The following is a 21,043-nucleotide window of genomic DNA, read 5'->3' on the forward strand; positions in this document are numbered from 1 at the left end:
TGGGCGACAACCGAGCGCCAAGAGCACGTCGCGGACACCGTCCACACCGCAAACCAGCAGGTCACAACCCTGCCCGACCGCCGGACTACAGATAACTATTGAACGGCTCAACAAGGAGATCCGCCGACGCACCGACGTCGTGGGCATCTTCCCCGACCGCAACGCGCTGATCCGCCTCGTCGGAGCCGTTCTGGCCGAACAACACGACGAATGGGCCGAATCGCGGCGCTACCTCGGCATCGACGTCCTGAGCAAATCCCGAGCCGACCAGAACTCAACAACAGAACAGGAGACCACTCCCGCGGCACTGCCCGCCTGAACCATCACCTCGAAGAATCACACGACGACGTCGTACACCACGTCCATGGACTTGACCCAAGCCCGTTCCACCATGACTCGTCTTCGAGCAGGCTTTCAACGTCGTGGGTGTAAATCTCGATGTCGCGGTCCGACAGAGGATGTACGTCGCCGACAGCCGCTGACCCCGTGACCAGCACGCCACGCACACTGTCCGTCCATTCGGCCCACCTGACAAGTGCATCGAGCGCAGTGGTGTAGTCCATACCCCCATCATCCATTCAGAGCGGCGGCCCCACGCCCCTCCGTGCGTCGAAAGGCAGACGTAGTTGTGGTGGCCAGTGAACACCGGGGCTGGGTCTGGGCATTCGGCGCCGCTAACCATTGCCGACCTGCTGGCAAGCACTACCGCTACCCGACGGCGGCAAGCCGTTCGTTCTTGATCCGGCGGCGGGCGACAGATACGGACGTTCTGGAGGCTCGGGTGATGGGCGCGAACCCGCACGGCGCCGGCCTATGACAGAGACTCTCGGCTCAAGAACGTTGATGCGTTTTATCCGTGCAGACGGGCAAGCACCACGGGCCAATCCCACCGACCAAAACCCTTGCGACCCCGCCGCGACACGCACGGTCTAGAGAATGGACTCCAGGTCCGGAAACGAGATAGGCGTTGCCGACGGCCGGGCCGCAAGGGTGAACCACCGCCAGCATCTTCACGACGCCGGTCTCATGAGAGGCCTCCACAACCAGATTGGCTATAGGCCTTCGCGAGGACACCGGCGGCGGTTCGGAAGAAAGTAGAAACGAGACAGGGTGACCGTCGGTGGCCATCACTAGCATCACCTGTGTGTATATGCGACCAAGTGCGCAACCTGCCGATCTCGACACCGTTCGTGACTCGTATGACCGCGTGGCCGACAACTACGTCACGATGGTGATGACAACGGGCACCGGCGACATCCGCACCCATCCCTGGCACAAAGCAGCCATCGACGCATTCGCAGACACCGTCGCACCGATCGGGCCGGTCCTCGACGTCGGTTGCGGACCAGGAACGGTCACGGCCTACCTTGCCGCGCAGGGTATTGAGGTCTCAGGAATCGATCTCTCACCGCGCAGCCGGCCAACCCGTGGGCCACAGCGGCGGACGGCGGATCTGGCAGCTCAGCGACCACGCTCAGCTGCGCGTCGGCTGGCGCGTCACCGACGACGCCGCCGCGGCCGCCACCGAAACAGCGTTGATCGCCCAGTTTCGCGCCCACTACGGGCGGCGACCCTTCGCCAACATGCGGGCCTGAACACTTCTCCCGCAAGTAAGGACCGGCCCTTGTCGGGCCCCACGTCCACACTGGGCGGGTGAGCGAACCCGGCGATGCCCCCGCCCAGCATGTCGTGCAGAAGCCGCGCAGAAGAACCGACCAGGTGACGGTGGCCGACTTCACGATGCTGGTGCGCGTCGACGGTAAGCCTGCGGCGGTGCGGGTGTTCACCGACGCCGAAGCTGATGACGCCGCGGCCTACGCGGCCGAGATCGGTGGCGAGATCGTGCCGTTGCCACTGGACCCGCCCGCCGGCTACACCACCGATCCCCGCGGCCACCTTGTGCCGGTGTCACCGCCAGCAAGCGCCAGCACGAACGACGGCCCCGCCTCCGACACCCACTGACACGCAACCGCCCCGCCGGACAGGCGGTTCCCCCAGCGTAGGTGCGCAATTTGGTGACAACCGGGACGCGGAAGGCCGGATACGCTCGTCACAGACGTCCCACCCACCCCGATCCGGCAGGTCCCATGCTGACCCTTCGCGATTATCAGCGCGCCGCCGTCGACGCCGTCACCCCCGACGAGCACCGGGCGCTGCTGGTATCTGGCTGCGGTACCGGCAAGACGCTCATGGCGGTGCACGCCGTGGCCAAGCTGCTCGCCGGCGCCCCCGGCACGGTCCTGCTGACCTTTCCCACCCTCGGCCTACTGGAGCAGACCTATCAGGTGTGGCGCGGCGAGGCGCCGATGCCGTTCTCCGCGCTGGCGGTGTGCTCTCAACAGATCAGCGACCCCGAAGACATCGCCGACGACGAGCTATCAATACCCAGCACCACCTCCGCTGAGCAACTGGCTCACTGGCTGGCCGACACCGCAGGTGTGCGCGTAGTTTTCGCCACCTACCAATCGGCGGCGGTCCTGGTCGAGGCCCACCGCGCGTTTAGTGCACCGGCCTGGACAGTCATGGTGTGCGACGAGGCCCACCGCACCGCGGGGCGGCGCGGCAAACCGTTCGCCGTCGTGCTCGACGACCACAAGATCCCGGCCGCGCACCGCCTTTTTTTCACCGCCACCCCCAAAGTGCACGCCCGCGGTTCCTCGCCGAGCCGCGGCAGCGCCAGGCCACGCCGGAACGCGGTCGCCTCCATGGACAACCCGGACCTCTACGGCCGGCGCGTGTTCTCACTGCCCACCCGCGACGCGATCCAGCGCGGCATCCTCAGCCCGTTCAAAGTGGCTGTCATTGCCGTTACCGACTCGGCAGTGGCCTCCGCCCTCAAAGATGTCCGCCTGATCAGCCTCGCGGCCGGCGAAGACGGCAGCGCCCGCGCTGACCATGTGGCCGCCGCGATCGCCTTGACCCAAGCGGCCGACGACTACCAGCTCTCCAGCGTCCTGGCCTTCCACAACACCATCGCCGCCAGCCGCGACTTTGCCGCCACCTTCGCCCGCACCCACGCGCTGCTGCGTGCGCGCGGCCTCGTCTCTGACGGACGCGAAGCCCACATCACCCACATCGACGGAGGCTCCCCCTTGCGGGAGCGCAAGGCCGCGGCCGAAGACACCCTCGGCAAGCACCGGCCCGATCAATGGAACATCGTCACCAACGCGCGCTGCATCACCGAGGGAATCGACATTCCCGCCCTGGACGCGGTGTTCTTCGCCGAGCCGCGGTCCTCCGACATCGACGTCGCCCAAGCCGTCGGACGCGCCATCCGCAAGAACCCCCACCACGACCGTCCCGCGCTGATCGTGCTGGCCCTGACGGTGGACGACAGCCTCGACGCCGAAACCGTCATCGACATCAGCCAATTCAAGAAAGCGCGGCAAGTGCTGCTCGCGCTGCAAAGCCACGATCCCAGCATCGGCGCCGATCTCACCCGGCTCTGGGACACCCTGGGCGAGACCGGGCCCGGTGACAGCGACTCCGTGCACACCGACCTCGTCGACATCCTCATCCCCACCGACCTGCCCTCGGAGCTGGCTGAGCAGTTCCTGCGCGCCTTCAGCGTGCACACCGTCGACACCTTGACCCAGCAGTGGGAAGACAACTTCGCCGCGCTGGCCGCCTATGCCGCCGCGCACGGACACGCCAGCCCACCGCAGCAGTACACGACTCCTGACGGACGCCCCCTGGGGCAATGGGTATCCGGACAGCGACGCGCCCACAGCCACAGCCGGATGCTCCCGCAGCGCATCGAGCGACTCGAAGGACTGCCCGGCTGGGCGTGGAACGTCGTCGACGCACGCTGGGAGACAAACTTCGCTGCGCTGGCCGCCTATGCCGACGCCCACGGGCACTCCTACCCGCCGCGCACCGCGAATCTTCACCTCAACCAATGGGTGATCGGCCTGCGCCGGCCCGGGCAGCGGCAGCGGCTGCGCGAGGACCAACGCAAACGCCTGGAAGATCTACCCAGCTGGAGCTGGGCTCACCGACAAACCCGCCAGTGGGAGAACTACTTCGAGGAGCTCGCCGCGTACGCGGCCGCACACGGTCACGCCAGCCCGCCGATCGGCTACGTGACCGACGCCGGAGTTGAACTGGGCCAGTGGGTGCACGATCTACGGCGACCGTCGCGACGGGCGAAGCTTGCCCGTGCCCGGTGCCGGCGGCTGGAGTCTCTGCCGGGTTGGTCCTGGGAGTATCGGGCCCGACCCACGTGGGAGGCCGCGTTCGACGCGGTGGCCGCCTACGCCGCGGAGCACGGGCATACCAACCCGCCGGGCGGCGAGCAGACCGACGATGGTCGGTCCTTGGCGTCGTGGGTGACCGCGCAGCGTCAGGCCCGTAGCAAGGGCAAGCTCAGCGCGGAACGCTGCCGGCGTCTGGAGGCGCTGCCGGGCTGGTCCTGGAACCTCGCCGAAGCCCGATGGGAGGAAAACTTCGCCGCGCTGACGGCCTTTGCCGCCACACACCGCAGCTGCGATCCCCCGCCCGACTACGTGTCATCGACCGGTGCCAGCATTGCCGACTGGCTACGGGGAGTGCGCCGCGCCGCCCGCGCCGGCCGTCTGTCGACAGAGCGTCTGAAGCGGTTGCAGTCGTTGCCGGGTTGGTCGCCGGAGACGCGGCGATTCGACGCCGCCTGGGATGAGAATTATGACCAGCTCGTCGCCTACGCCGACGAACACGGCCACGCCGCACCGGGCCAGCACTACCGCACCGCATCCGGGATGGCGTTGGGGCACTGGGTATCTAACCAACGTGCTGCGTACCGGACCGGGAGGATGGCTCGGGACTTCCCCGACCGCATCGGCCGCCTGGAAGCCCTGCCCGGGTGGGCGTGGAACACCTTCGACGCGCAGTGGGACAGGGGGTTTCGCGAACTGCAGGCGTACTGCGCCGAGCACGGAGCGGCCACCCCGGGAAGCAAGTTGGTTACCCCGTCAGGGCACCGGCTTGGCCAATGGGTCAGCGACCAACGCAAAAAGCACCGCGCCGGTCAGCTCAGCGAGGAGCGGTGCCGCCGACTGGAAACGCTGGCCGGCTGGCGTTGGTGATTGCGGCGCCTCACTCAGTGCTGTCGGGAAGAAAATAGCGGGGCGAGACACCAAACACCTTTGCCACGCAATACACTTCGTCGACACGCGGTGCCCGCTCGCCGTGGTAGAGGCGGTACCACTGAGTGCGGGAGGTCTTGAATTCCGGGCAGTGACCCCGGATCAGCTTGTGGACCGTGAGCGGTTTCGTCGTGCGGGTGCGGCCGGTATTGAGCATCCGAACCCGAGGGTTGTCCTTGATGAGCGCGGCCAGCTGGTCTTATCTGGGGTTCGGTTGGAGTGTGCAGGACTGTGCCCCGTTAGGGCGGACGGGCACGATTTCTCCTAACTGGGAACAGCTCGGTGGCATGGTGTTCCTGATTAGGATTGGTTCATACCCACGCACGCACCTCGGCCAGCCAGCCACTGATCTGATCAGGACCGCCGGAGTCTCGCGGCTACGGTGATCCGCATGTCGCTTGGGCTAGTGCGAATGCAGATCCGGATTGCTCACTCTGCGGCGGTTGGACTGCTCGCGGTGACGACCAAGTGCGGGGCTGCGCGGGAAACCGCGGTAGATGCCCGGCCGGGCGTTCGCGATGATCGGGCGCTTTTCGTGAGATAAGATTTCGCATGCCGATATCGGTTTCGTCACTTCGGGAGCGAGGTTGATAGATGCGTGAGTTCCAGCGTGGCGCAGTTCGGTTGCACATTTTGCATCATGCTGCTGAGCATGGGGTTCACGGTGCGTGGATCACCGAGGAGCTTGCCCGTCACGGCTACGACATCAGCCCGGGCACGCTGTATCCGACGTTGCATCGGATGGAGGCCGACGGGCTGCTCAGCTCCAAACAGCGGATCGTCGACGGCCGGACCCGACGGGTCTATCGGGTGACGCAGGCTGGGAGGCGCGCGCTGCGCGAGGACCGCAAGGCCCTAGAAGAGCTAGCTCGGGAAGTCCTCGGCGACAAGGGCGTGTAGTCGTTCAGTTGGGCGCGGACCCGGTGCCGGCGGTCGGTTTGAGGCTTGTGCGGGCCAGTCGGGCATCGAGCGAATAACTACCGGCGCCGACGACGAATAGGAACACGCTGCCGCACAGTTGGGCCAAGTCGGCGCGGGATTCGTGGATGAAGTCCCACCAACCGCTTTCTGCATGAAACAGCGGGGCGCCGCCCCACAGGATGGGCAGCTTGGTGATCAGCAGTGCTCCGAGCATGTTGATGATCATGGGTACGGCGGCCAGCCGGGTCAGCAGGCCTGGCCAAAATGAGTACACCGCAGGCGATCTCGAACACCCCGTCGAGCTGGGCGAAGAACGCGGGTTCGGGAATGCCAGCCTTGTCGAAGCGGTCAATCCCGAGTTCGTCGGGCCGCAGGAATTTCAGGGTTCCCTCGGAAGCGAATACCAGCCCGACATAGAGGCGGATGAGCAGCACCGCTGGGGACGCGTCAGTGATGGTCAGTCGGGTGAGCCACTGCACGTTATGGACCATGAATGGTCCTTCCTTCCAGATCCTTTCAGCCAGACTCTGGTGGATGAGCGCGTTGTTGCGAATCGCCAGATCCGGCCTGTCGTGTTCGGCGGGTGATGACGCGGCGCACCCCGTAGGCCGCGATCCCGATGCCGAGCACCGCGGCTCCGGAGATCACCGAGGACAGCGGCAGCGCGAATGCCAGGACCACACATCCAATCGCCCCCACCACCGGGATCAGGCGCGGCGGGCGGCCCTCGCCTGGGCCGAGGGTGAAGGCCGAGGCGTTAGCGATCGTGTAGTAGACCAGGACGCCGAAGGACGAAAAGCCGATCGCGCCACGGACATCCGCTGTTGCCGCGAGCACCGCCACTACCGCTCCGACCGCGAGTTCGGCGCGATGGGGCACCTTGAACTTTGGGTGAACGGCGGCCAGGGCGTGCGGTAGGTGGTGGTCGCGGGCCATGGCCAGGGTGGTGCGGGAAACCCCGAGAATGAGTGCCAGCAGCGCGCCCAGCGCGGCGACCGCGGCACCTACTCGTACCACCGGCTCCAGCCAGTGCACGCCGGCGACCTGCACGGCCTCGGACAAGGGTGCCGTGGCCTGCGCGAGCCGCTGCGGTCCGAGTACGGTGATCGCGGCGACGGCCACGATGGCGTATACGGCCAGCGTGATGGCGAGTGCTAGTGGGATGGCACGCGGGATGGTGCGGGTCGGGTCGCGGACTTCCTCACCCATCGTGGCGATGCGGGCGTATCCGGCGAACGCGAAGAACAGCAGGCCCGCCGCCTGCAGTACCCCGCCGATCGATGCGTCCGCACCGATGTCGAGTCGCTCCGCGACCGCGGTCCCGGAGGTGAAGGCGGCAACAACGACGGCGGTCAGTACCGCCAATACGACGGCGACGATCGCGCGGGTGAGCCAGGCCGACTTCTGTATCCCGGCGTAGTTCACTGCGGTCAGCGCAACCACCGCCGCGACGGCCACTGCATGGGCGTGCGCCGGCCACGCATAGAACCCGATGGTCAGCGCCATCGCCGCACACGATGCGGTCTTGCCGACCACAAACCCCCAGCCCGCCAGATAACCCCAGAAGTCACCCAGCCGCATCCGGCCATACACATAGGTGCCGCCCGAGGCCGGGTAGAGGGCGGCCAGCCGCGCCGAGGAGATCGCGTTGCAGTAGGCCACCACTGCGGCCACCGCCAATCCCAGCAGCAGCCCGGAGCCGGCCGCGTGTGCGGCCGGGGCCAGGGCCGCGAAGATCCCGGCGCCGATCATCGACCCGAGCCCGATCACCACCGCGTCGAACAGTCCTAGCCGACGTCGCAGCTCATCGGCTACACCACTGGTGTCAGGCGGACGACTCATGTTGCTACTCCCTGGTGTACGCCCATAAATGCTGCGGTCCCCGATATCGGTGAACGATATCTGTATGCCTGCGTCGTGTCGCGGCATCCTTGTCCGGATCTAGTGGCCGTGGCCATGATCCGTCCCGGTCGTGCCGTCGAGCGGCGAGACGACGCTTGTCTCGTCCGACGGATGTTCGACGACCACGAACTGGCCCATCATGCCCATGTCTTCGTGCTCGAGGATGTGACAGTGGTACATGTAGGGCGTGTGCGGGTCGGCGTAGTCGGAGAATCGGGCGATCACGCGTACCTTTTCCAGCGGGTTGACGACGACGGTGTCCTTCCAGCCGCGCTCGTAGTCGGAAGGCGGCCGGCCGTCGCGGTCGAGGATCTGAAACTGCACGTCGTGAATGTGGAACGGGTGATAGAAGAGCGCCTCGCGGTTGTCGATCTCCCAGATCTCGATGTCATCCTTCGTCACCACCTCGTCGATGCGGGCGTGGTCCATCGGCTTGGCGTTGATGCTCATCCGGTCGGTCATCGCAAAGAGACGAGTCCGGGCGGCATCCTCGGCCCGTAGTGGTGCGATGGTGTTGAGCCGTGCAGGAAGCTCACCTGGCGTCGCCGCGGTGCCTTGCGGGCGAAGTTCGAGGATTTTGAAGATCTGGTACTCGTCATTATCGCCAACGCTGAGGGTCCGCATGAGATGCATCATTGGGGCCGCGCCTTGGATTTCATGACTCATCAGGGTCACCGGCTGATCCGTTTGGCTCATGTCGACGATGATCTCGGCGCGCTCGCCGGGGCTAAGAAGCATCCGGGTGCGCTCCACCGGTGCTTCGAGTAGTCCGCCGTCGGTCGCGATCTGCCGGAACGGCCGGCCGTCGGAGAACCCGAAGTCATAGCGTCGGGCGTTGGAGGCGTTGAGCACGCGCAGCCGGATCAGCTGCTTGGGCACGTCGAGATAGGGCCCGTGGGTGCCGTTGACCAGGATGGTGTCGCCCATCGCGCCGAAGTTGTCTTGCGCCTTGTCCCGGACATAGGTGAGGTTCCCGGTGTCGTCGAAGTTTCGATCCTGCACGATCAGCGGAATGTCGTCCACACCATAGATGTTCGGCAAGCCGAGCGCATCGCTGTTCTCGTCGTCGACGATGAACATGCCGGCAAGTCCGGAGTAGACCTGCTCGGCGGTCTTGCCCATCGTATGCGGGTGATACCACAGCGTGGCCGCGGCATTGTTGACCGTCCAGTGCGGTGACCAGGTGTTACCCGGAGGAATGGGCTGATGCGGGCCGCCGTCCATGATGGCGGGCAGATGCATGCCGTGCCAGTGCACGGTCGTCGTTTCGCCCAGTTCGTTGTTCACCTCGACGCGGACACGTTCTCCCCGGTGCGCGCGGATTGTGGGACCGAGCAGGGTTCCGTTGTAGCCGGCCGTTTCGGAGGCAGCGCCCGGCATCAGCTCCGTTCGACCACTCTTCGCGGTGAGCGAGAACACCTTCTCCCCGTTGACGATCGCGGGCTCCAGCAGCGGCGGAATGGCGAGGGGATGCTCAAGAGCGACACCCTCGTTCACGTACTCCGTACCCCGCACATACGGATATGCGAACGATGCCGCGACCACGAGGACGACCACTGCCGCGACCGCGCCCACGATGATCACCAGCGTTCGCCACCGCATCGTTCTCATCGCCAAGCGACGAAGGCGACTCGACGCCGAAGAATCAGCGTTCGCGCTGACCCCCGGGTTGCTTGCATTCGGCTCAGTCAAGTTCTACGGCCCACCCTTCCAAGTGAATCTATCCAGGCGACGCGTCCATGGACTGACAGCCCGGCGAATTACGGGGATCGATATCGGAAATTGATACGTATTTCCGCACCTGTGGTCCACCACGGCAATCGGTCTCGCGGATCACCGTACATCAATCAATTCAGTTTGATGTACCCTCGGGTGTGTGCTGCCGCCGAGTCAAGCCGTCCCAGACTTCGTGGGCCTGGCCGCGCACCCGGTGCGTTGGCGTCTCCTGGGCGAACTAGCCGACAGCGACTACCGGGTTCGCGAGTTGGTGACGCGGGTTGGGGTGCCACAAAACCTGATCTCCTATCACCTGCGGCTGCTGCGCGACGGCGAGCTGGTCACGGCCACACGCAGCAGCTTCGACGGCCGCGACAGCTACTACCACCTGGATCTGGACCGTTGCGCCGAAAGCCTGGCCGGCGCCGGCGCCGCGCTGCACCCAGCGCTGCGCATGCACCCCGCACCACCGGTATCCGATCTGGCCGCACGGGCGACGGTGCTGTTCGTGTGTACGGGCAACAGCGCACGCTCGGCCATCGCCGAGGCGCTGCTGCTCCATCACACCGCCGGCCGGGTCGAGGCAGTCAGCGCGGGCAGCCGACCGAAACCCATCATGCACCCCAACACGGTGCGGGTACTGCACGACGACTTCGGTATCGATATCTCCACCCAGCAGCCCCGCCACCTCGACACCCTCGCCGGTCGCCGATTCGACCATGTCATCACCCTGTGCGACAAAGCCAAGGAAGCGTGTCCCGAGTTCGAGCACGACCCACGGTGCGTTCACTGGAGCATCCCCGACCCGGCCACGGCGGCCGACACCGACGAGGGCAGCTACCCGGCCTTCCAAAGGACCGCCACCGAGATCAACACCCGGGTCCGGCACCTGCTGCCGGTCCTTGCCACCGCCCATCACAGAGAGGTGTGATCCGATGCCTGGAATCGACCGCCGGACGTTCCTGGTGGGCATCGGCGCGACGGGACTACTGGTGGCAGCGTGCGGCACCGGCGAATCACCTCCGGCGTCTACCACGCCGACGTCGAGGATCCCCGCTCGCCCATTCGATCGTCGGTTGCCCATCCCGCAGCTTGCACCATCCACCGTGGAGGGCGGGGCGCGGCATTTCTCGTTGCGGGCGGCACCGGGTCAGACCGAGATTGTCGCCGGAACACGCACGCCCACCTGGGGATACAACGGGTCGATGCTCGGCCCCACACTGCGCGCTCGACGCGGAGAGACCGTCGCAGTCACGGTGGACAACCAACTTCCCGAGACCACCACCAGTCACTGGCACGGCATGCACCTACCTGCCCGCTTCGATGGGGGGCCGCACCAGCCGATCGAGCCCGGCGCCCAGTGGCGGCCGACCTGGACGATAGATCAGCCGGCGGCCTCATTGTGGTATCACCCGCACCCGCACGGCGCCACGCTGCGACATGTGTACCGCGGCCTGACCGGCATGTTCCTCATCGACGACGACCAGGAGCCGCAGGGACTTCCGAACACCTATGGGGTGGATGACATTCCAGTGATCATCGCCGACTACAAATTCACCCCGGACGGTGCGCTCGACGAATCCGACCCCGACGACATCGGGTTGCTCGGCGACACCATCGCCACCAACGGGTTGGCAGGGGCGTACTTCGACGCGAGCACCCGGCAGCTGCGGATGCGCCTGCTCAACGCATCGGTGGGGCGCGTCTACAACCTCGGCTTCAGCGACGACCGCCCGTTCGCGATGATCGCCAGCGACGGCGGGTTGTTGGAGAAGCCGGTCTCGCTGACCCGCATCCAGTTGAGCCCGGCCGAACGGGCCGAGATCGTCGTGCAGCTCAACCCCGGGGAACCGATCCTGCTGCACGCCTTCCCAATTGACAAGTGGCCCGACGAGACATTTCGGGAGCGCTTCGGGTACACCGATTCATTTGACGTTCTCGAACTGCGACCCGACCCGCAACTGCGCGATGCAGCGCCGCTGCCGGCCGTGCTGGCCACGCTGCCCGCTGCAGCTGTACCCGCCGACGCCACACGGCGGGAGTTCCGGCTGCAACGCGGCACCGACGCCAACGGCAAGAACAACTTCAAGATCAACGACCAGCTCATGGACATGAACCGCATCGACTTCGACGTGCCAGAGGGCAGTACGGAGATCTGGGAGGTGGTCGGCCGCGACCGTGTCTGGCCGCACAACTTCCATGTGCACAACGCCCAGTTCCGTGTCCTCGACATCGCCGGTCAGGCCCCACCGCCCGAGCTGGCAGGCTGGAAGGACACCGTGTTCATCTACCCGCAGACCACGGTCCGCGTGGCGGTCCGCTTCAACGGCTACGGCGATTCGGTCAATCCGTTCATGTACCACTGCCATCTGCTCTTCCACGAGGACACCGGAATGATGGGACAGTTTCGCGTCGTGGCGCCGGGCCAACCCCCGCCATCGGTACCGGGACATTCGATGCCGCACGGCTGAGCTGGCAGCGGAGGTAGGTATTGGGATTGTCCTCAGAGGAGATGTCCAAAGCCATTCGCGTTCAGGTCGGCGCGCAACGCCGGACTGGGTCGGTTCACCGCCAGCCATCGTCGTAGCGCGTCGGTTTGACGGTCATACGGCGCGTCGGCGACCCCGGCCTCGTCCAGAATGAAGTAACACAGTGTCGCGTCACCGTATACGTAGGCGGTGATATCGGTGTCTTCGTCTGACGGTTGCATCCCCGATGCGAGGAGGTGAAGTTCCAGCCAGGTCGGAAACCACGGATCGTCGGCATTCAGCGCGGGCAACGCGCCCAACCAATTCTGAAACTCGACAAAGACATTGCGAGGAAGGCGCTGCTGCCGTTGGTTGAGTGCGCGCACGGCGGTGACGATCACCAGGAAGGACTCCGAAGCATGCAGGGCGACGCACATGGCGGATCGGTCGGCGTTTGTCAGGCACGGCTCAGCCATGTCCCACAACACTTCGGCGAGCTCGAAATCGTTGAACATTTCTCACCTAACGGGGTTCTGGGTCAGGTCTTTCGACAGGCTGCCGTTGCGACACGACGGGCACCGGCACGCTGTTGCGCCCTGCTGCGTTGAGCCAAGGCGCAAAGGCGCAGTTCGGCTGCGACGGCGGCAGGCGCAAGCGTGGGGATAGGAGCCGGCAGACCGAATGTGGTCCTGCCTGTTGGCCGAGACGGAACCGTAGGGCCTGCGCCTTCAGATGCCAACGCATCCGGTAGTGCGCCCAAGCTAACCGACGGGGTCAGTCGACTGGGCCGGGAACTTCCGGTAGAAGCCACGAAGCGCAATGCTAGTGCAGAATCAAGAAAATATCGATCGGCGATATCGCATACCGACATCGTGCCGCTGGGTATCTAGGCAGGCCAAGGCGTCGATGCCCTGGCGCTGGTTGCGTTCTCGGCATCTGTGCGGCGACAACTCACTGGCCGGGACAGCGATTCGAGGAAGGCGCAGCGTTTGGATACGGAGAACCGGAGGGCATTCCCATGTTGGATTCCGCGCTGCGGTCGGGAATTCGGCCGCCAGGATCCGCGATCTGGCTGTTCGGATGCGCTGTTCGTTGCGTAGTCGAAGCGAGTGGGTCATCCGTCAACATCAAGCCCGACAGCCGATGTCGGGGGAATGCGCCCGCCATACGACGGCGAGGAGATCAAGGACGGTCAGTACTGGAGGCGACGATAATGTCCGTCAGGTGGTGTGGGTGTCGAGTTGTCCGTAGAGCAGCGCGATCGTCGTTTCCTGTTCGGCGAGCTTGGTTCTCAGTGTCCGGATTTCGGTGTCTTTGGCCGCCAACTGGGTGCGCAGTGCAGCCATGATGCTGGTCTCACGTGTCGTGGAGGCGTTGTCGGCGGATGAACGGTGGTGGCGGTGAGCGTCGATGACGGCCACGAGGTCATCGTGTTTGTAGACGGTCTTGCGTTGCACGCCGGCGCGGGCGGCGACGGTCGAGATGTTGATGGGAGCGTTGACCTTGCGCAGGTGTTTGATGGCCTGCTCGATGTCGCGGCGCTTGTCCTTGGACACGGATTCGCGGTACTTCGCCAGGGCCCGGCGGGCGTTGTCCGACGGCGGCGGAGGGCGTTGTCTCATCCGGTGCTGCCGGGGTCAGCTTTGCGCAGGGCAGATTCGTGGCTACCGCGGGTTTTGATCTGCAACAGGGGTAGCCGGTTGCTGGTTCCGGCCCCGCCAACACTGCTGCCTTGTTTGGCGACGCCGGTCTCGGTGTGGAGGCGTTCGATAATGGCGTCCAGGGACGCGATCTCGCGGCGACGTTCGTGGATCCACACGTTGTCATCGGTCAGCTCGCGGCCGCTGCGTCGTCGATACTGTTCGCGGCGCACGTCGATCAGCGCCACGGTCTTGGCGCGTTGATCAACAAGTTCGTCGAGATGGGTGGTGTCGGTGGCGAAATGTCCACATGACAGACATGCGTTGCCCTTGTCGCAGGTCTTCAGCGGCGGCAGCAGACACACACCGTTGGGCAGGATCCGGTCGGTGCGCGCTGCGAGTTGGGTCATATCGTAGATGTCGGAGGGGCTGATCGCGACATCGGTGCCGTGGGCGCCGATCTTTTTGTGTCGCAGGAACTCTGATTCCGCTTTGGCAGCCAGCGTCGCAGCGTAGCGCAGTGTCATTTCCGGGGAAGCGTGTCCGAGGTAGCGCTGCACGACGTGGATCGGCACGCCGTCGTTGAGTAGCTCGGTGGCGCGGGTGTGGCGGAGCCGGTGGGTTTGGCTGAACCGCAGTGGGCGCCCGGCTGAATCGGTCAGGCCGTGAATATTGTCGAGTTTGTTCAGTGTCACGCCGTAGGACTGGTAGGTGCGGGGCCGCTGCCCCTGATGCTGGTGGCGCAGTCCGAGGAACAGATACTTCGGGCTCAGATCGGGGTAGCGTCGGCGAATCCAGGCTTGCTGTTCACTGATCACGTTGACCACGGCCTGCTCGACCAGGATGGTGGGCAACACTCCGTCGACTTTGGTCTGCTGGTAGCGCAGTTTGGCGACGAACGCGTCGGGATCGTCGGAGTCGGTGGGCCGTTCCTGGCCCGGGATTGATGACAGTGGGTCGAAGTCGAGCATCAGGATCTCCGAGGCTCGCCGCCCGGTCAGTGCTTGCAGCAGCCACACCCGCGCGGCCTGGGGGTCGCCGAGGCCGGCGACCACGGAGATGGTCGCATCGGGGTGGGTGATGGCCACTGGCATGCCTCGGTCGGCGGCTAGTACATCGACGTAACACAGCATCTGCTGCAGTTCCGAGGTGGAGAACCAGGTCAGCTCCCGGTACCGGTTGGCGCGTCGGGTCCGAAACGCCGCACCCCACAGCCGGGTGTAGGTGTCGGTAATCTGCGCCCACCGTGCATCACCGGTCGCTGCGGCGGCCTCCTCGGCGTGATCGACCATGAATGCGTAGAACACCTGGGTCTGGGACTGGGTCGTGTCCACCGCGGACGGCGACAGCGGCCTGTCTGGTTTGACCGCTGCGGCTGGGGATTTCAGGTAGTCGGAGAACTCCGTGAACAGCAGCCGCAGCGCGGCGCGGTCCTCGGTGAGCAGCGGGTCGGTGATGTGGCGGGCGGCCAGGAACGGACCCAGGTGCCTGGCCATATCGCGGGCCCGCTCGGCGACCGATGACCATCGCAACAGTTCTCCGGTCAAGGAGGTGCGCAACCAGAACCGCACACCCTCGCGTAGCCAGAGCGGTTGGATCGCCGATAGCTTGACGACTCTGTCGTGGCTGGGTTCGTGTTCGCGTTGGGGAATTCGGGGGTCGGCCCGCAGATCCCAGATGTCGTGGGCCCACCACGGTGTGTCGGTGCAGCGCACCGACACATGAAGATGCAGATGCTCGATGAAGCTGGTGACCTGGCGTCGTGCCCCCGGTGAGGGCAGGCGAGTGTTACGGCGCTCGAACCGCAGCACGGCGTGGCGCACGATGTCCTCGGCCGCCAGGTCGGCGATGCTCGCCGGGGCGCGGCGATGACGCTGGTGATATTCGGCGGCCGCGTCGGTGAGGGCGCGGCCGGTCCACTTCAGAAGCGACGGTTCGATTTTGCGGAAGCCTTCCTGGCCGCACAGCCACACCCACCACGCCATCTCCTGGCAGAACCGTTGTGGCACTTCGGTAGGAGTGAAGTCGTGTCCCTGTGGGCTGTTCAGGTAGCGCTGGTTGCGCAGAAACACCGTGTCGGCGGGCGTGGTGTCGATGCGGTAACGCAAGGTTTGCCACTGTTCGGGCACCTGCTGCCATTGCCGAGTCCACGCGGTGGCCGCCGCTGAGTCCGCAGCCACGGTGCGGCTGTCATGAGGTCGGGTCATGGCTCACTTTCCAGCCGGCGACGTAGTTCTTCCACTCAGCGACCGAACGCATCTCGGCGTCGGCGGTCACCCAGCCGTAGATCGACAGCGTGGTCTGCACGTCGGCGTGGCCCAGGCGGCGCATCACCACGTGCTCACGCACGCCGGATAACAGAAGGGCGGTGGCATGGGTGTGACGCAGCCAGTGCGGAGTCCAGTTCTGCGGCAGCACATCAGCGCGGGCTGTTCTGATGGTTTCGACCTTGTCGTAGATGGTTTCCGGGCGCAGCGGTGCATACCGTTGGCCGCGGGCCAGGTTCACAAACACGAAGTGCGTCGCCAGGTCGTCGACCGCGATATCGGCGCCCCACCCGACCAGCTGCCACACGTACTCGCTGTAGAGAGCGACCAGGTCATCGCCGATGTAGATGCGCCGCGCACCGGATTTGGCGCGCACGCCGTGGGGATGGTCATCACGGCCAGCTACCGCAATCGACGGAGTGCCGCCGCCGCTGATATGGAAATCGTTGTGGCGCAGCGATAACGCTTCGCCCATCCGCATGCCGGTCTCGGCCAGCACGGCGAAGAACAAGCGGTCGCGCAAGCCTGCCGCGCTGCCCGTCCACTCACCGGATGCTGACTGCACACTGCAGCCGTCCAGGATGGCGTTGACCTGAACCGGCAGCAGCACCGGGGTCTCGGTGCGACTGGGTGCCCGACGGCGGTGCAGCGGCACGTCACGGTCACGTTGTGGCCCGATGCCGCTCAGAGTGGGGGCGTAGCGGGAACGCGAGGTCCGGGCATGGGAGGAAAACAGGCGACGATACGGGCGGTCCAAATCGTGGGCGTCGGCGAAGTAGCGGTACATCGACAACACCGCAGCGCCCCGCGGCTGCAGCGCCGACTCGGCCATCCCCGGCTCCGGGTCGCCGATGCGGGCAGTGCCCGGGAGATCGCCGGTGCGAAGATACGACAGGAACTGCCCGAACAGGCTGGTAGGAAAGTCATCCCAGGCGGTGTTGGTGTGTTCGAGCACCGACCACCACGCCGCCAACCCGTAGGCGTAGGCCCGCACGGTATTCGGAGATGCGCCCCGGTCGGCGAGGAACTGCAGATACTCCCGAGCAGGAGCAACAGGCAGCTGGTCGCCGCCGACCACCCTGTAGGTGTCTGGCCGGTCCGCAAAGCACAACCGCTGCACCCGCGCCACCCTCAGCATCCTCCCTTGGCGTTCACGGGGTCTTACCCCGGCGGAAGTCGTCGAGCCGGACCACCTGCGGCATGGACTCAGGCGCCGCACTGACCGCGCCGCTGGAGCCGGCGCTGGCGGCCACCGGGTGCCGATCGGTCCCAGGAGAAGGTCGTTGAGTCGCCAGAAACCAATCGAGCAGATCAGGTGGGAAGATCAGCGACTCGCGAGCGGCCAGCATCGGCACAGACGCGCCGCCGTAGCAGCGTTCCACCCATTTGCGCAGCAGCCGGGGCCGTTCGGGATCTCGTTCATTCCACCCCGGCTCCGTCATGCCCCAGGTATGACCCGTCTCAGGGTTTATCCGCGAATGCAGTTGTGTGGTCAGCATTTTCGCACGCTTCGCATCGATCAAACCGGAGTCCCGCATATGCATGATCAGCGAACCCAGCGACAATCCCCACTTGTCCTTGAGCGGTTTGAGGTTCAACAGCGACATCACCCGCGGCAGTTCCGGCGCAATCGCCGCGACCGGCGCCAACAACTCGGTGGCGAACCGGTTGGCTTCCAGCTCTTCACTGGAGTTGACCGAACAGTATGCGCGACTGTGCAATACCAGATGCCCCAACTCGTGGGCCACGGTGAAGCGGGTCCGTTCCCACGACTCTGTTTCACGCAGCACCACCAGCGGGCGATCCCGGTGCCGCCCCACCCAACTCGAATAGCCCAGGTGCCTCTCGTCACGCGCCCGCCCTGGCGTGGCCGCGAACTCGCTCTCCCATTCGCCGGGAGCCCGGCGCCGCACAATTACCGGGGCGCCCAGCCGTTCTGCTTCGTACATCAAATCGTCCAGCGGCTCATCGGGTTCCAGACCCATCGCCTCACGCAGCCGCCCCGCGGCCTGAACCAGGCTCGGACGGCGCGGGCCCTCGTCGCTCACCGAGGGGATCTTCACCGGCGGCAGTTTCGACATCTCATCCAGACCGCCCAGAAAATCGCCGGCCAGGGAGGCGAACGTCGCCAAGAAGTCTTGCTCACCGACCGTCATCGACTTCGGCGCCCGGAACAGCAACTCGCCCGCCGATACCCGAGACTGCGGCTCTGAACTGAAAAACCGTGCAGGGAACCGGAACAGCTCAGCCAAACGCTCCACCTCATGAAAAGACAACAAGATAGTCGGCGATTTTTCGATCTTCGTCTGGCGGGCGTTGCTCCAACCCGCGAGGCCCACCACAGAAGTTGCTGTCATTCGTCGCAGAAGACGGGCCTGCCGGACCCGTGCACCAAAAACCTCAATCATCGTGCGCTCGATTCAACATCACCTGGTTGGGGACCTCTCATGCACCCAACACTGTGCATGAGGGCTACGACGATTCCGGTGGTGCTTCCTCCTGCGTGTCCTCGGCGACTCCGTCGATACCGGCGAAATCCTCGTCCCGGCGCCGCTTTCCAGAAGTTCCCTGCCCAGCGCCCTTCTCCAGTGCATCCCTCATGGAGATCGTCTTGGAGCGCTGCTCCATGATCGGTGCCGGCAACGGTGTTCTGGCGTAAAGAACCTGCACCTTGTCGGTGAGCACACCCGCAGCCAGCACCGCACCGCCCAGGCCCAGACTGCCCGGCCACCACAACACGTATTGCCGATAACCCGGCGGCTCCGGAATGCCATCCTCGCCGCCGATCGGATGCCCCAACTCCTCCTCGAGGCTCAGCTGAGCCCCGCCTGGCACATACGGCACCGGTTCGAGCAGGCTGCCGTCCCAGTTGCGGGGGTGCTTTCGCACCCCAATTCGGGTTCCCTTCCCGTCGACCAAGACGATCCCGAACCCGTTGCCCTTGATGGCTTTTAACGTTGAATCCTCGGTCTGTCGCCGCCACCTTGAGAACAGCAACGTCTCCAGCAATGTGCACGACACCGTGATACCCCGAGGGTCGTCGCCCTGATCCACGAACCGGTCCGGGACCTCCGCCAACCGCGCACAGAGATCGCCATGCGTTTCCCCTAAGACGAGGCCATGCTGCTCGACGAACGTCTCCACCAAAAGCTGGGGATTGTCGTGTAGTTCCATGGGGTGAATTTTTACCCCGGTATCCCACATTTACCGTCGCGCCACGCCGTCCAAACTCGAAATTTTTCTGGCTATCCACACCTAAGAGGATACATGTGTCGGTAGATAAATACGCAGGTAGACACGTATTGTAGATCGTATGAATGAGCGTATCCCCTGATAAGCGGTCGGAGAAGTAGGTCGCGGCAAAGTGAGGCTTCGAGGGCTGCGCCGGGCCGCTATGGGCAGTCATGTCGCCGGCGCGGCGCTGATATCGCCGCTCTGCGAGGAGGCCAGGGCGCGGGCCATGTCATCGGTGTTGACCACCAGCAGCGACGGATGTCGCCGGCGCGGCGCTGATATCGCCGCTCTGCGAGGAGGCCAGGGCGCGGGCCATGTCATCGGTGTTGACCACCAGCAGCGACGGATCGGCGGCGGCCAGGGCGGCCAATTCCTCCGGAGTGTTACTGCTGAGTCGCCGAGCGCGCTCCCGTTTGCAGGCAACGACCACCTTGCGGGCGTAGCGGCCGTTGCCGGCGATATCGAGCGCGGTGCCGGCGTCGGTCGGTGTGGCGCGCAAGCGGGTGGCCTCGGCATGCAGCATGGGCCACGCCTCCTCGGCAATTGCGATCTTCTCTTTGCCCGCGATGTGGCGCCCGATCGCCACGATTTCGTCGGCGGTGTAGCTGGTGAAGGTCAGGGTGAAGTTGAACCGCGACGCCAGGCCTGGGTTGGCGGCCAGGAAGCGGCGCATCTCTTTGGGATAGCCGGCGACGATGACTACCAGCCGGTCGCGGAAGTCCTCCATGTATTTCAGCAGCGTGTTGATGGCGTCCTTGCCGAAGCTGTGGCCCTCGGTCTCCGGCACCAGCCGGTAGGCCTCGTCGATGAACAACACCCCGCCCAACGCCTCTTCGCAAACCTCTTTCATCCGCTGCGCGGTCTGAGAGACGTAGCCGACGACAAGGTCTTCCTCGGTGACTTCCATGACCTCGGGGCGCTGAATCTTGCCCAAGCCGAACAGGATCTCGGCGACAATGCGGGCGAACGTTGTTTTCGCCGTCCCAGGCGGACCTTCCAGGACCATGTGGTTCTCACCGGTCGACGACGTTTCATCACCCTGCGCGGCCATCAGCTGATCAATCTGAATTTCGGTGCGCCACACCGCGATCTGCTCTTTGGGGNCCTCCAGTCCGATCAGTTCGTCGAGGCGGCGCTTGGCGTTGGCCAGTACTTCNTTCTGCTCTTCGGCCAGTGCGGCCGCGTCGCGCTGGGCGCGGCTGGTCTCGGTGGCCGGGTCCCACTTGTCGGTGCGGGTGGCGATGGTTTCGGGGTCGGTGCTTCTGCTCTTCGGCCAGTGCGGCCGCGTCGCGCTGGGCGCGGCTGGTCTCGGTGGCCGGGTCCCACTTGTCGGTGCGGGTGGCGATGGTTTCGGGGTCGGTGACCACCAGGCGGTAGCTGGGGTCGTCGATGGCCTGCTGGGCCGCGGGCANCAACTGCCCCTCCACTGCGGCGGCGCGGAACGCNGCCAGCGCNGCGTCGGGGTCGCCGAGTTCACGCAGGCACCAGCCGCGGGTGAGCGCCACATCGGCGCTGACGTAGGGGTTGTCGGTGTGGATCTTGTCNGCGGTGTCGAGTGCGGTTTGGAACTGTCCCAGGCTGGCGGAGGCCGCCGCGGTCAGCGCCGCGACCGCGGCGCTGACAGGTTCCAGGACATAGGTTGCCTCCGGCGGCGGGGACACCGCCGTGGCGGCGAGCAGATCCGGCCAACGCCGGGTGCGGTAGTGCAGTGTGGCGGTGATGAATTGACGCCATTGGGCGGCTTGGGTGTCCTCGGTGATGGCCGGGTGGTC

20 protein-coding genes and 2 pseudogenes are annotated in these 21,043 nt (G+C 65.4%); 8 read left to right on the forward strand and 14 right to left on the reverse strand.

All coding sequences use genetic code 11. The features are described from left to right. On the forward strand, positions 1-319 hold a 319-nt coding region (locus H7I57_RS23025; RefSeq protein WP_264026316.1), incomplete at its 5' end, for a transposase. Between the two features lie 4 nt (positions 320-323). Here H7I57_RS23025 and H7I57_RS23030 read toward each other — a convergent pair. After that, positions 324-578, reverse strand: coding sequence for an aminoglycoside 6-adenylyltransferase (locus H7I57_RS23030; RefSeq protein WP_308204395.1), 255 nt, complete (start codon positions 576-578; stop codon positions 324-326). 656 nt (positions 579-1,234) lie between these two features. Between H7I57_RS23030 and H7I57_RS33575 the strand changes: the two are divergent. The 4 genes and pseudogenes from H7I57_RS33575 to H7I57_RS23050 all read left to right on the forward strand — a co-directional run. Further along, positions 1,235-1,381 (forward strand): annotated as a pseudogene (locus tag H7I57_RS33575) (class I SAM-dependent methyltransferase); the annotation flags it as partial. 46 nt (positions 1,382-1,427) lie between these two features. Further along, on the forward strand, positions 1,428-1,595 hold the full coding sequence (locus tag H7I57_RS33580) for a hypothetical protein (RefSeq protein ID WP_264026333.1): 168 nt from the start codon (positions 1,428-1,430) through the stop codon (positions 1,593-1,595). Between the two features lie 58 nt (positions 1,596-1,653). Further along, positions 1,654-1,962, forward strand: a complete 309-nt coding sequence (locus H7I57_RS23045; RefSeq protein WP_264026318.1) for a hypothetical protein — start codon at positions 1,654-1,656, stop codon at positions 1,960-1,962. Between the two features lie 125 nt (positions 1,963-2,087). Beyond that, entirely contained in the window at positions 2,088-5,063 is a 2,976-nt protein-coding gene (locus H7I57_RS23050; protein WP_264026319.1) for a DEAD/DEAH box helicase, read from the forward strand. Between the two features lie 10 nt (positions 5,064-5,073). Here the strand turns inward: H7I57_RS23050 and H7I57_RS23055 are convergent, their stop codons facing one another. Next, positions 5,074-5,280, reverse strand: a complete 207-nt coding sequence (locus H7I57_RS23055) for a helix-turn-helix domain-containing protein (RefSeq protein ID WP_264026320.1) — start codon at positions 5,278-5,280, stop codon at positions 5,074-5,076. A 437-nt stretch (positions 5,281-5,717) separates the two neighbouring features. Between H7I57_RS23055 and H7I57_RS23060 the strand changes: the two genes are divergently transcribed. After that, a complete protein-coding gene (locus H7I57_RS23060; protein WP_036341828.1) occupies positions 5,718-6,023 on the forward strand; it encodes an Rv3488 family transcriptional regulator in 306 nt (101 codons plus the stop codon). Between the two features lie 4 nt (positions 6,024-6,027). On the opposite strand, the gene H7I57_RS33845 is transcribed toward H7I57_RS23060, so the two are convergent. From H7I57_RS33845 to H7I57_RS23075, 4 genes and pseudogenes are all read right to left on the reverse strand, one after another. Then, a complete protein-coding gene (locus H7I57_RS33845; RefSeq protein WP_237752724.1) occupies positions 6,028-6,258 on the reverse strand; it encodes a hypothetical protein in 231 nt (76 codons plus the stop codon). A 106-nt stretch (positions 6,259-6,364) separates the two neighbouring features. Continuing rightward, a pseudogene (locus H7I57_RS33850) lies at positions 6,365-6,535 on the reverse strand (hypothetical protein); the annotation flags it as partial. 25 nt (positions 6,536-6,560) lie between these two features. After that, the gene (locus H7I57_RS23070) at positions 6,561-7,886 is read right to left on the reverse strand and encodes an APC family permease (protein ID WP_036341827.1); all 1,326 of its coding nucleotides are present in this window, start codon (positions 7,884-7,886) and stop codon (positions 6,561-6,563) included. Between the two features lie 99 nt (positions 7,887-7,985). Then, positions 7,986-9,548, reverse strand: coding sequence for a multicopper oxidase family protein (locus H7I57_RS23075; protein WP_036341826.1), 1,563 nt, complete (start codon positions 9,546-9,548; stop codon positions 7,986-7,988). A gap of 274 nt (positions 9,549-9,822) precedes the next feature. On the opposite strand from H7I57_RS23075, the gene H7I57_RS23080 reads away from it, so the two are divergent. Further along, a complete protein-coding gene (locus H7I57_RS23080; protein ID WP_036341825.1) occupies positions 9,823-10,593 on the forward strand; it encodes an arsenate reductase/protein-tyrosine-phosphatase family protein in 771 nt (256 codons plus the stop codon). A 4-nt stretch (positions 10,594-10,597) separates the two neighbouring features. Further along, entirely contained in the window at positions 10,598-12,133 is a 1,536-nt protein-coding gene (locus H7I57_RS23085; RefSeq protein ID WP_036341824.1) for a multicopper oxidase family protein, read from the forward strand. Between the two features lie 32 nt (positions 12,134-12,165). Here the strand turns inward: H7I57_RS23085 and H7I57_RS23090 are convergent, their stop codons facing one another. The 8 genes from H7I57_RS23090 to H7I57_RS33860 all read right to left on the reverse strand — a co-directional run bounded on the left by H7I57_RS23090 (position 12,166) and on the right by H7I57_RS33860 (position 21,031). Further along, complete coding sequence (locus H7I57_RS23090; RefSeq protein ID WP_036346424.1) at positions 12,166-12,645, reverse strand: hypothetical protein; 480 nt, start codon at positions 12,643-12,645, stop codon at positions 12,166-12,168. A 705-nt stretch (positions 12,646-13,350) separates the two neighbouring features. Further along, a complete protein-coding gene (locus tag H7I57_RS23095) occupies positions 13,351-13,752 on the reverse strand; it encodes a DUF6262 family protein (RefSeq protein ID WP_036341823.1) in 402 nt (133 codons plus the stop codon). Beyond that, a complete protein-coding gene (locus H7I57_RS23100; RefSeq protein ID WP_036341822.1) occupies positions 13,749-15,977 on the reverse strand; it encodes a tyrosine-type recombinase/integrase in 2,229 nt (742 codons plus the stop codon). The genes H7I57_RS23095 and H7I57_RS23100 overlap by 4 nt, the downstream gene beginning before the upstream one ends. Continuing rightward, positions 15,961-17,166 (reverse strand): tyrosine-type recombinase/integrase, encoded by a 1,206-nt coding sequence (locus tag H7I57_RS23105; RefSeq protein WP_264026327.1) that lies wholly within the window; start codon positions 17,164-17,166, stop codon positions 15,961-15,963. The genes H7I57_RS23100 and H7I57_RS23105 overlap by 17 nt, the downstream gene beginning before the upstream one ends. A 22-nt stretch (positions 17,167-17,188) precedes the next feature. Then, positions 17,189-18,394 carry an ImmA/IrrE family metallo-endopeptidase gene (locus tag H7I57_RS23110; RefSeq protein WP_264026329.1) on the reverse strand — a complete coding sequence of 402 codons (1,206 nt, stop codon included), beginning with the start codon at positions 18,392-18,394 and terminating at the stop codon, positions 17,189-17,191. A 115-nt stretch (positions 18,395-18,509) separates the two neighbouring features. Further along, positions 18,510-19,241, reverse strand: coding sequence for a hypothetical protein (locus H7I57_RS23115; protein ID WP_036341820.1), 732 nt, complete (start codon positions 19,239-19,241; stop codon positions 18,510-18,512). A 259-nt stretch (positions 19,242-19,500) separates the two neighbouring features. Further along, positions 19,501-20,355, reverse strand: a complete 855-nt coding sequence (locus H7I57_RS33855) for an AAA family ATPase (RefSeq protein ID WP_264026332.1) — start codon at positions 20,353-20,355, stop codon at positions 19,501-19,503. Continuing rightward, positions 20,330-21,031, reverse strand: coding sequence for an EccA family type VII secretion system protein (locus tag H7I57_RS33860; protein WP_443678341.1), 702 nt, complete (start codon positions 21,029-21,031; stop codon positions 20,330-20,332). Before H7I57_RS33860 ends, H7I57_RS33855 begins: the two co-directional genes overlap by 26 nt. Between the last annotated feature and the right edge of the window lie 12 nt (positions 21,032-21,043).

Source organism: Mycolicibacterium pyrenivorans, from assembly GCF_025821625.1.
Classification (GTDB): Bacteria; Actinomycetota; Actinomycetes; order Mycobacteriales; family Mycobacteriaceae; genus Mycobacterium; species Mycobacterium pyrenivorans.

Excerpts from the sequence above, each read along its gene's own strand:
- H7I57_RS23030 (WP_308204395.1), bottom strand. The coding sequence starts at position 578 with ATGGATGATGGGGGTATGGACTACACCACTGCGCTCGATGCACTTGTC.
- H7I57_RS23050 (WP_264026319.1), top strand. The coding sequence starts at position 2,088 with ATGCTGACCCTTCGCGATTATCAGCGCGCCGCCGTCGACGCCGTCACC.
- H7I57_RS23055 (WP_264026320.1), bottom strand. The coding sequence starts at position 5,280 with ATGCTCAATACCGGCCGCACCCGCACGACGAAACCGCTCACGGTCCAC.
- H7I57_RS23060 (WP_036341828.1), top strand. The coding sequence starts at position 5,718 with ATGCGTGAGTTCCAGCGTGGCGCAGTTCGGTTGCACATTTTGCATCAT.
- H7I57_RS33845 (WP_237752724.1), bottom strand. The coding sequence starts at position 6,258 with ATGCTCGGAGCACTGCTGATCACCAAGCTGCCCATCCTGTGGGGCGGC.
- H7I57_RS23070 (WP_036341827.1), bottom strand. The coding sequence starts at position 7,886 with ATGAGTCGTCCGCCTGACACCAGTGGTGTAGCCGATGAGCTGCGACGT.
- H7I57_RS23075 (WP_036341826.1), bottom strand. The coding sequence starts at position 9,548 with ATGCGGTGGCGAACGCTGGTGATCATCGTGGGCGCGGTCGCGGCAGTG.
- H7I57_RS23085 (WP_036341824.1), top strand. The coding sequence starts at position 10,598 with ATGCCTGGAATCGACCGCCGGACGTTCCTGGTGGGCATCGGCGCGACG.
- H7I57_RS23090 (WP_036346424.1), bottom strand. The coding sequence starts at position 12,645 with ATGTTCAACGATTTCGAGCTCGCCGAAGTGTTGTGGGACATGGCTGAG.
- H7I57_RS23095 (WP_036341823.1), bottom strand. The coding sequence starts at position 13,752 with ATGAGACAACGCCCTCCGCCGCCGTCGGACAACGCCCGCCGGGCCCTG.
- H7I57_RS23100 (WP_036341822.1), bottom strand. The coding sequence starts at position 15,977 with ATGACCCGACCTCATGACAGCCGCACCGTGGCTGCGGACTCAGCGGCG.
- H7I57_RS23110 (WP_264026329.1), bottom strand. The coding sequence starts at position 18,394 with ATGACAGCAACTTCTGTGGTGGGCCTCGCGGGTTGGAGCAACGCCCGC.
- H7I57_RS23115 (WP_036341820.1), bottom strand. The coding sequence starts at position 19,241 with ATGTGGGATACCGGGGTAAAAATTCACCCCATGGAACTACACGACAAT.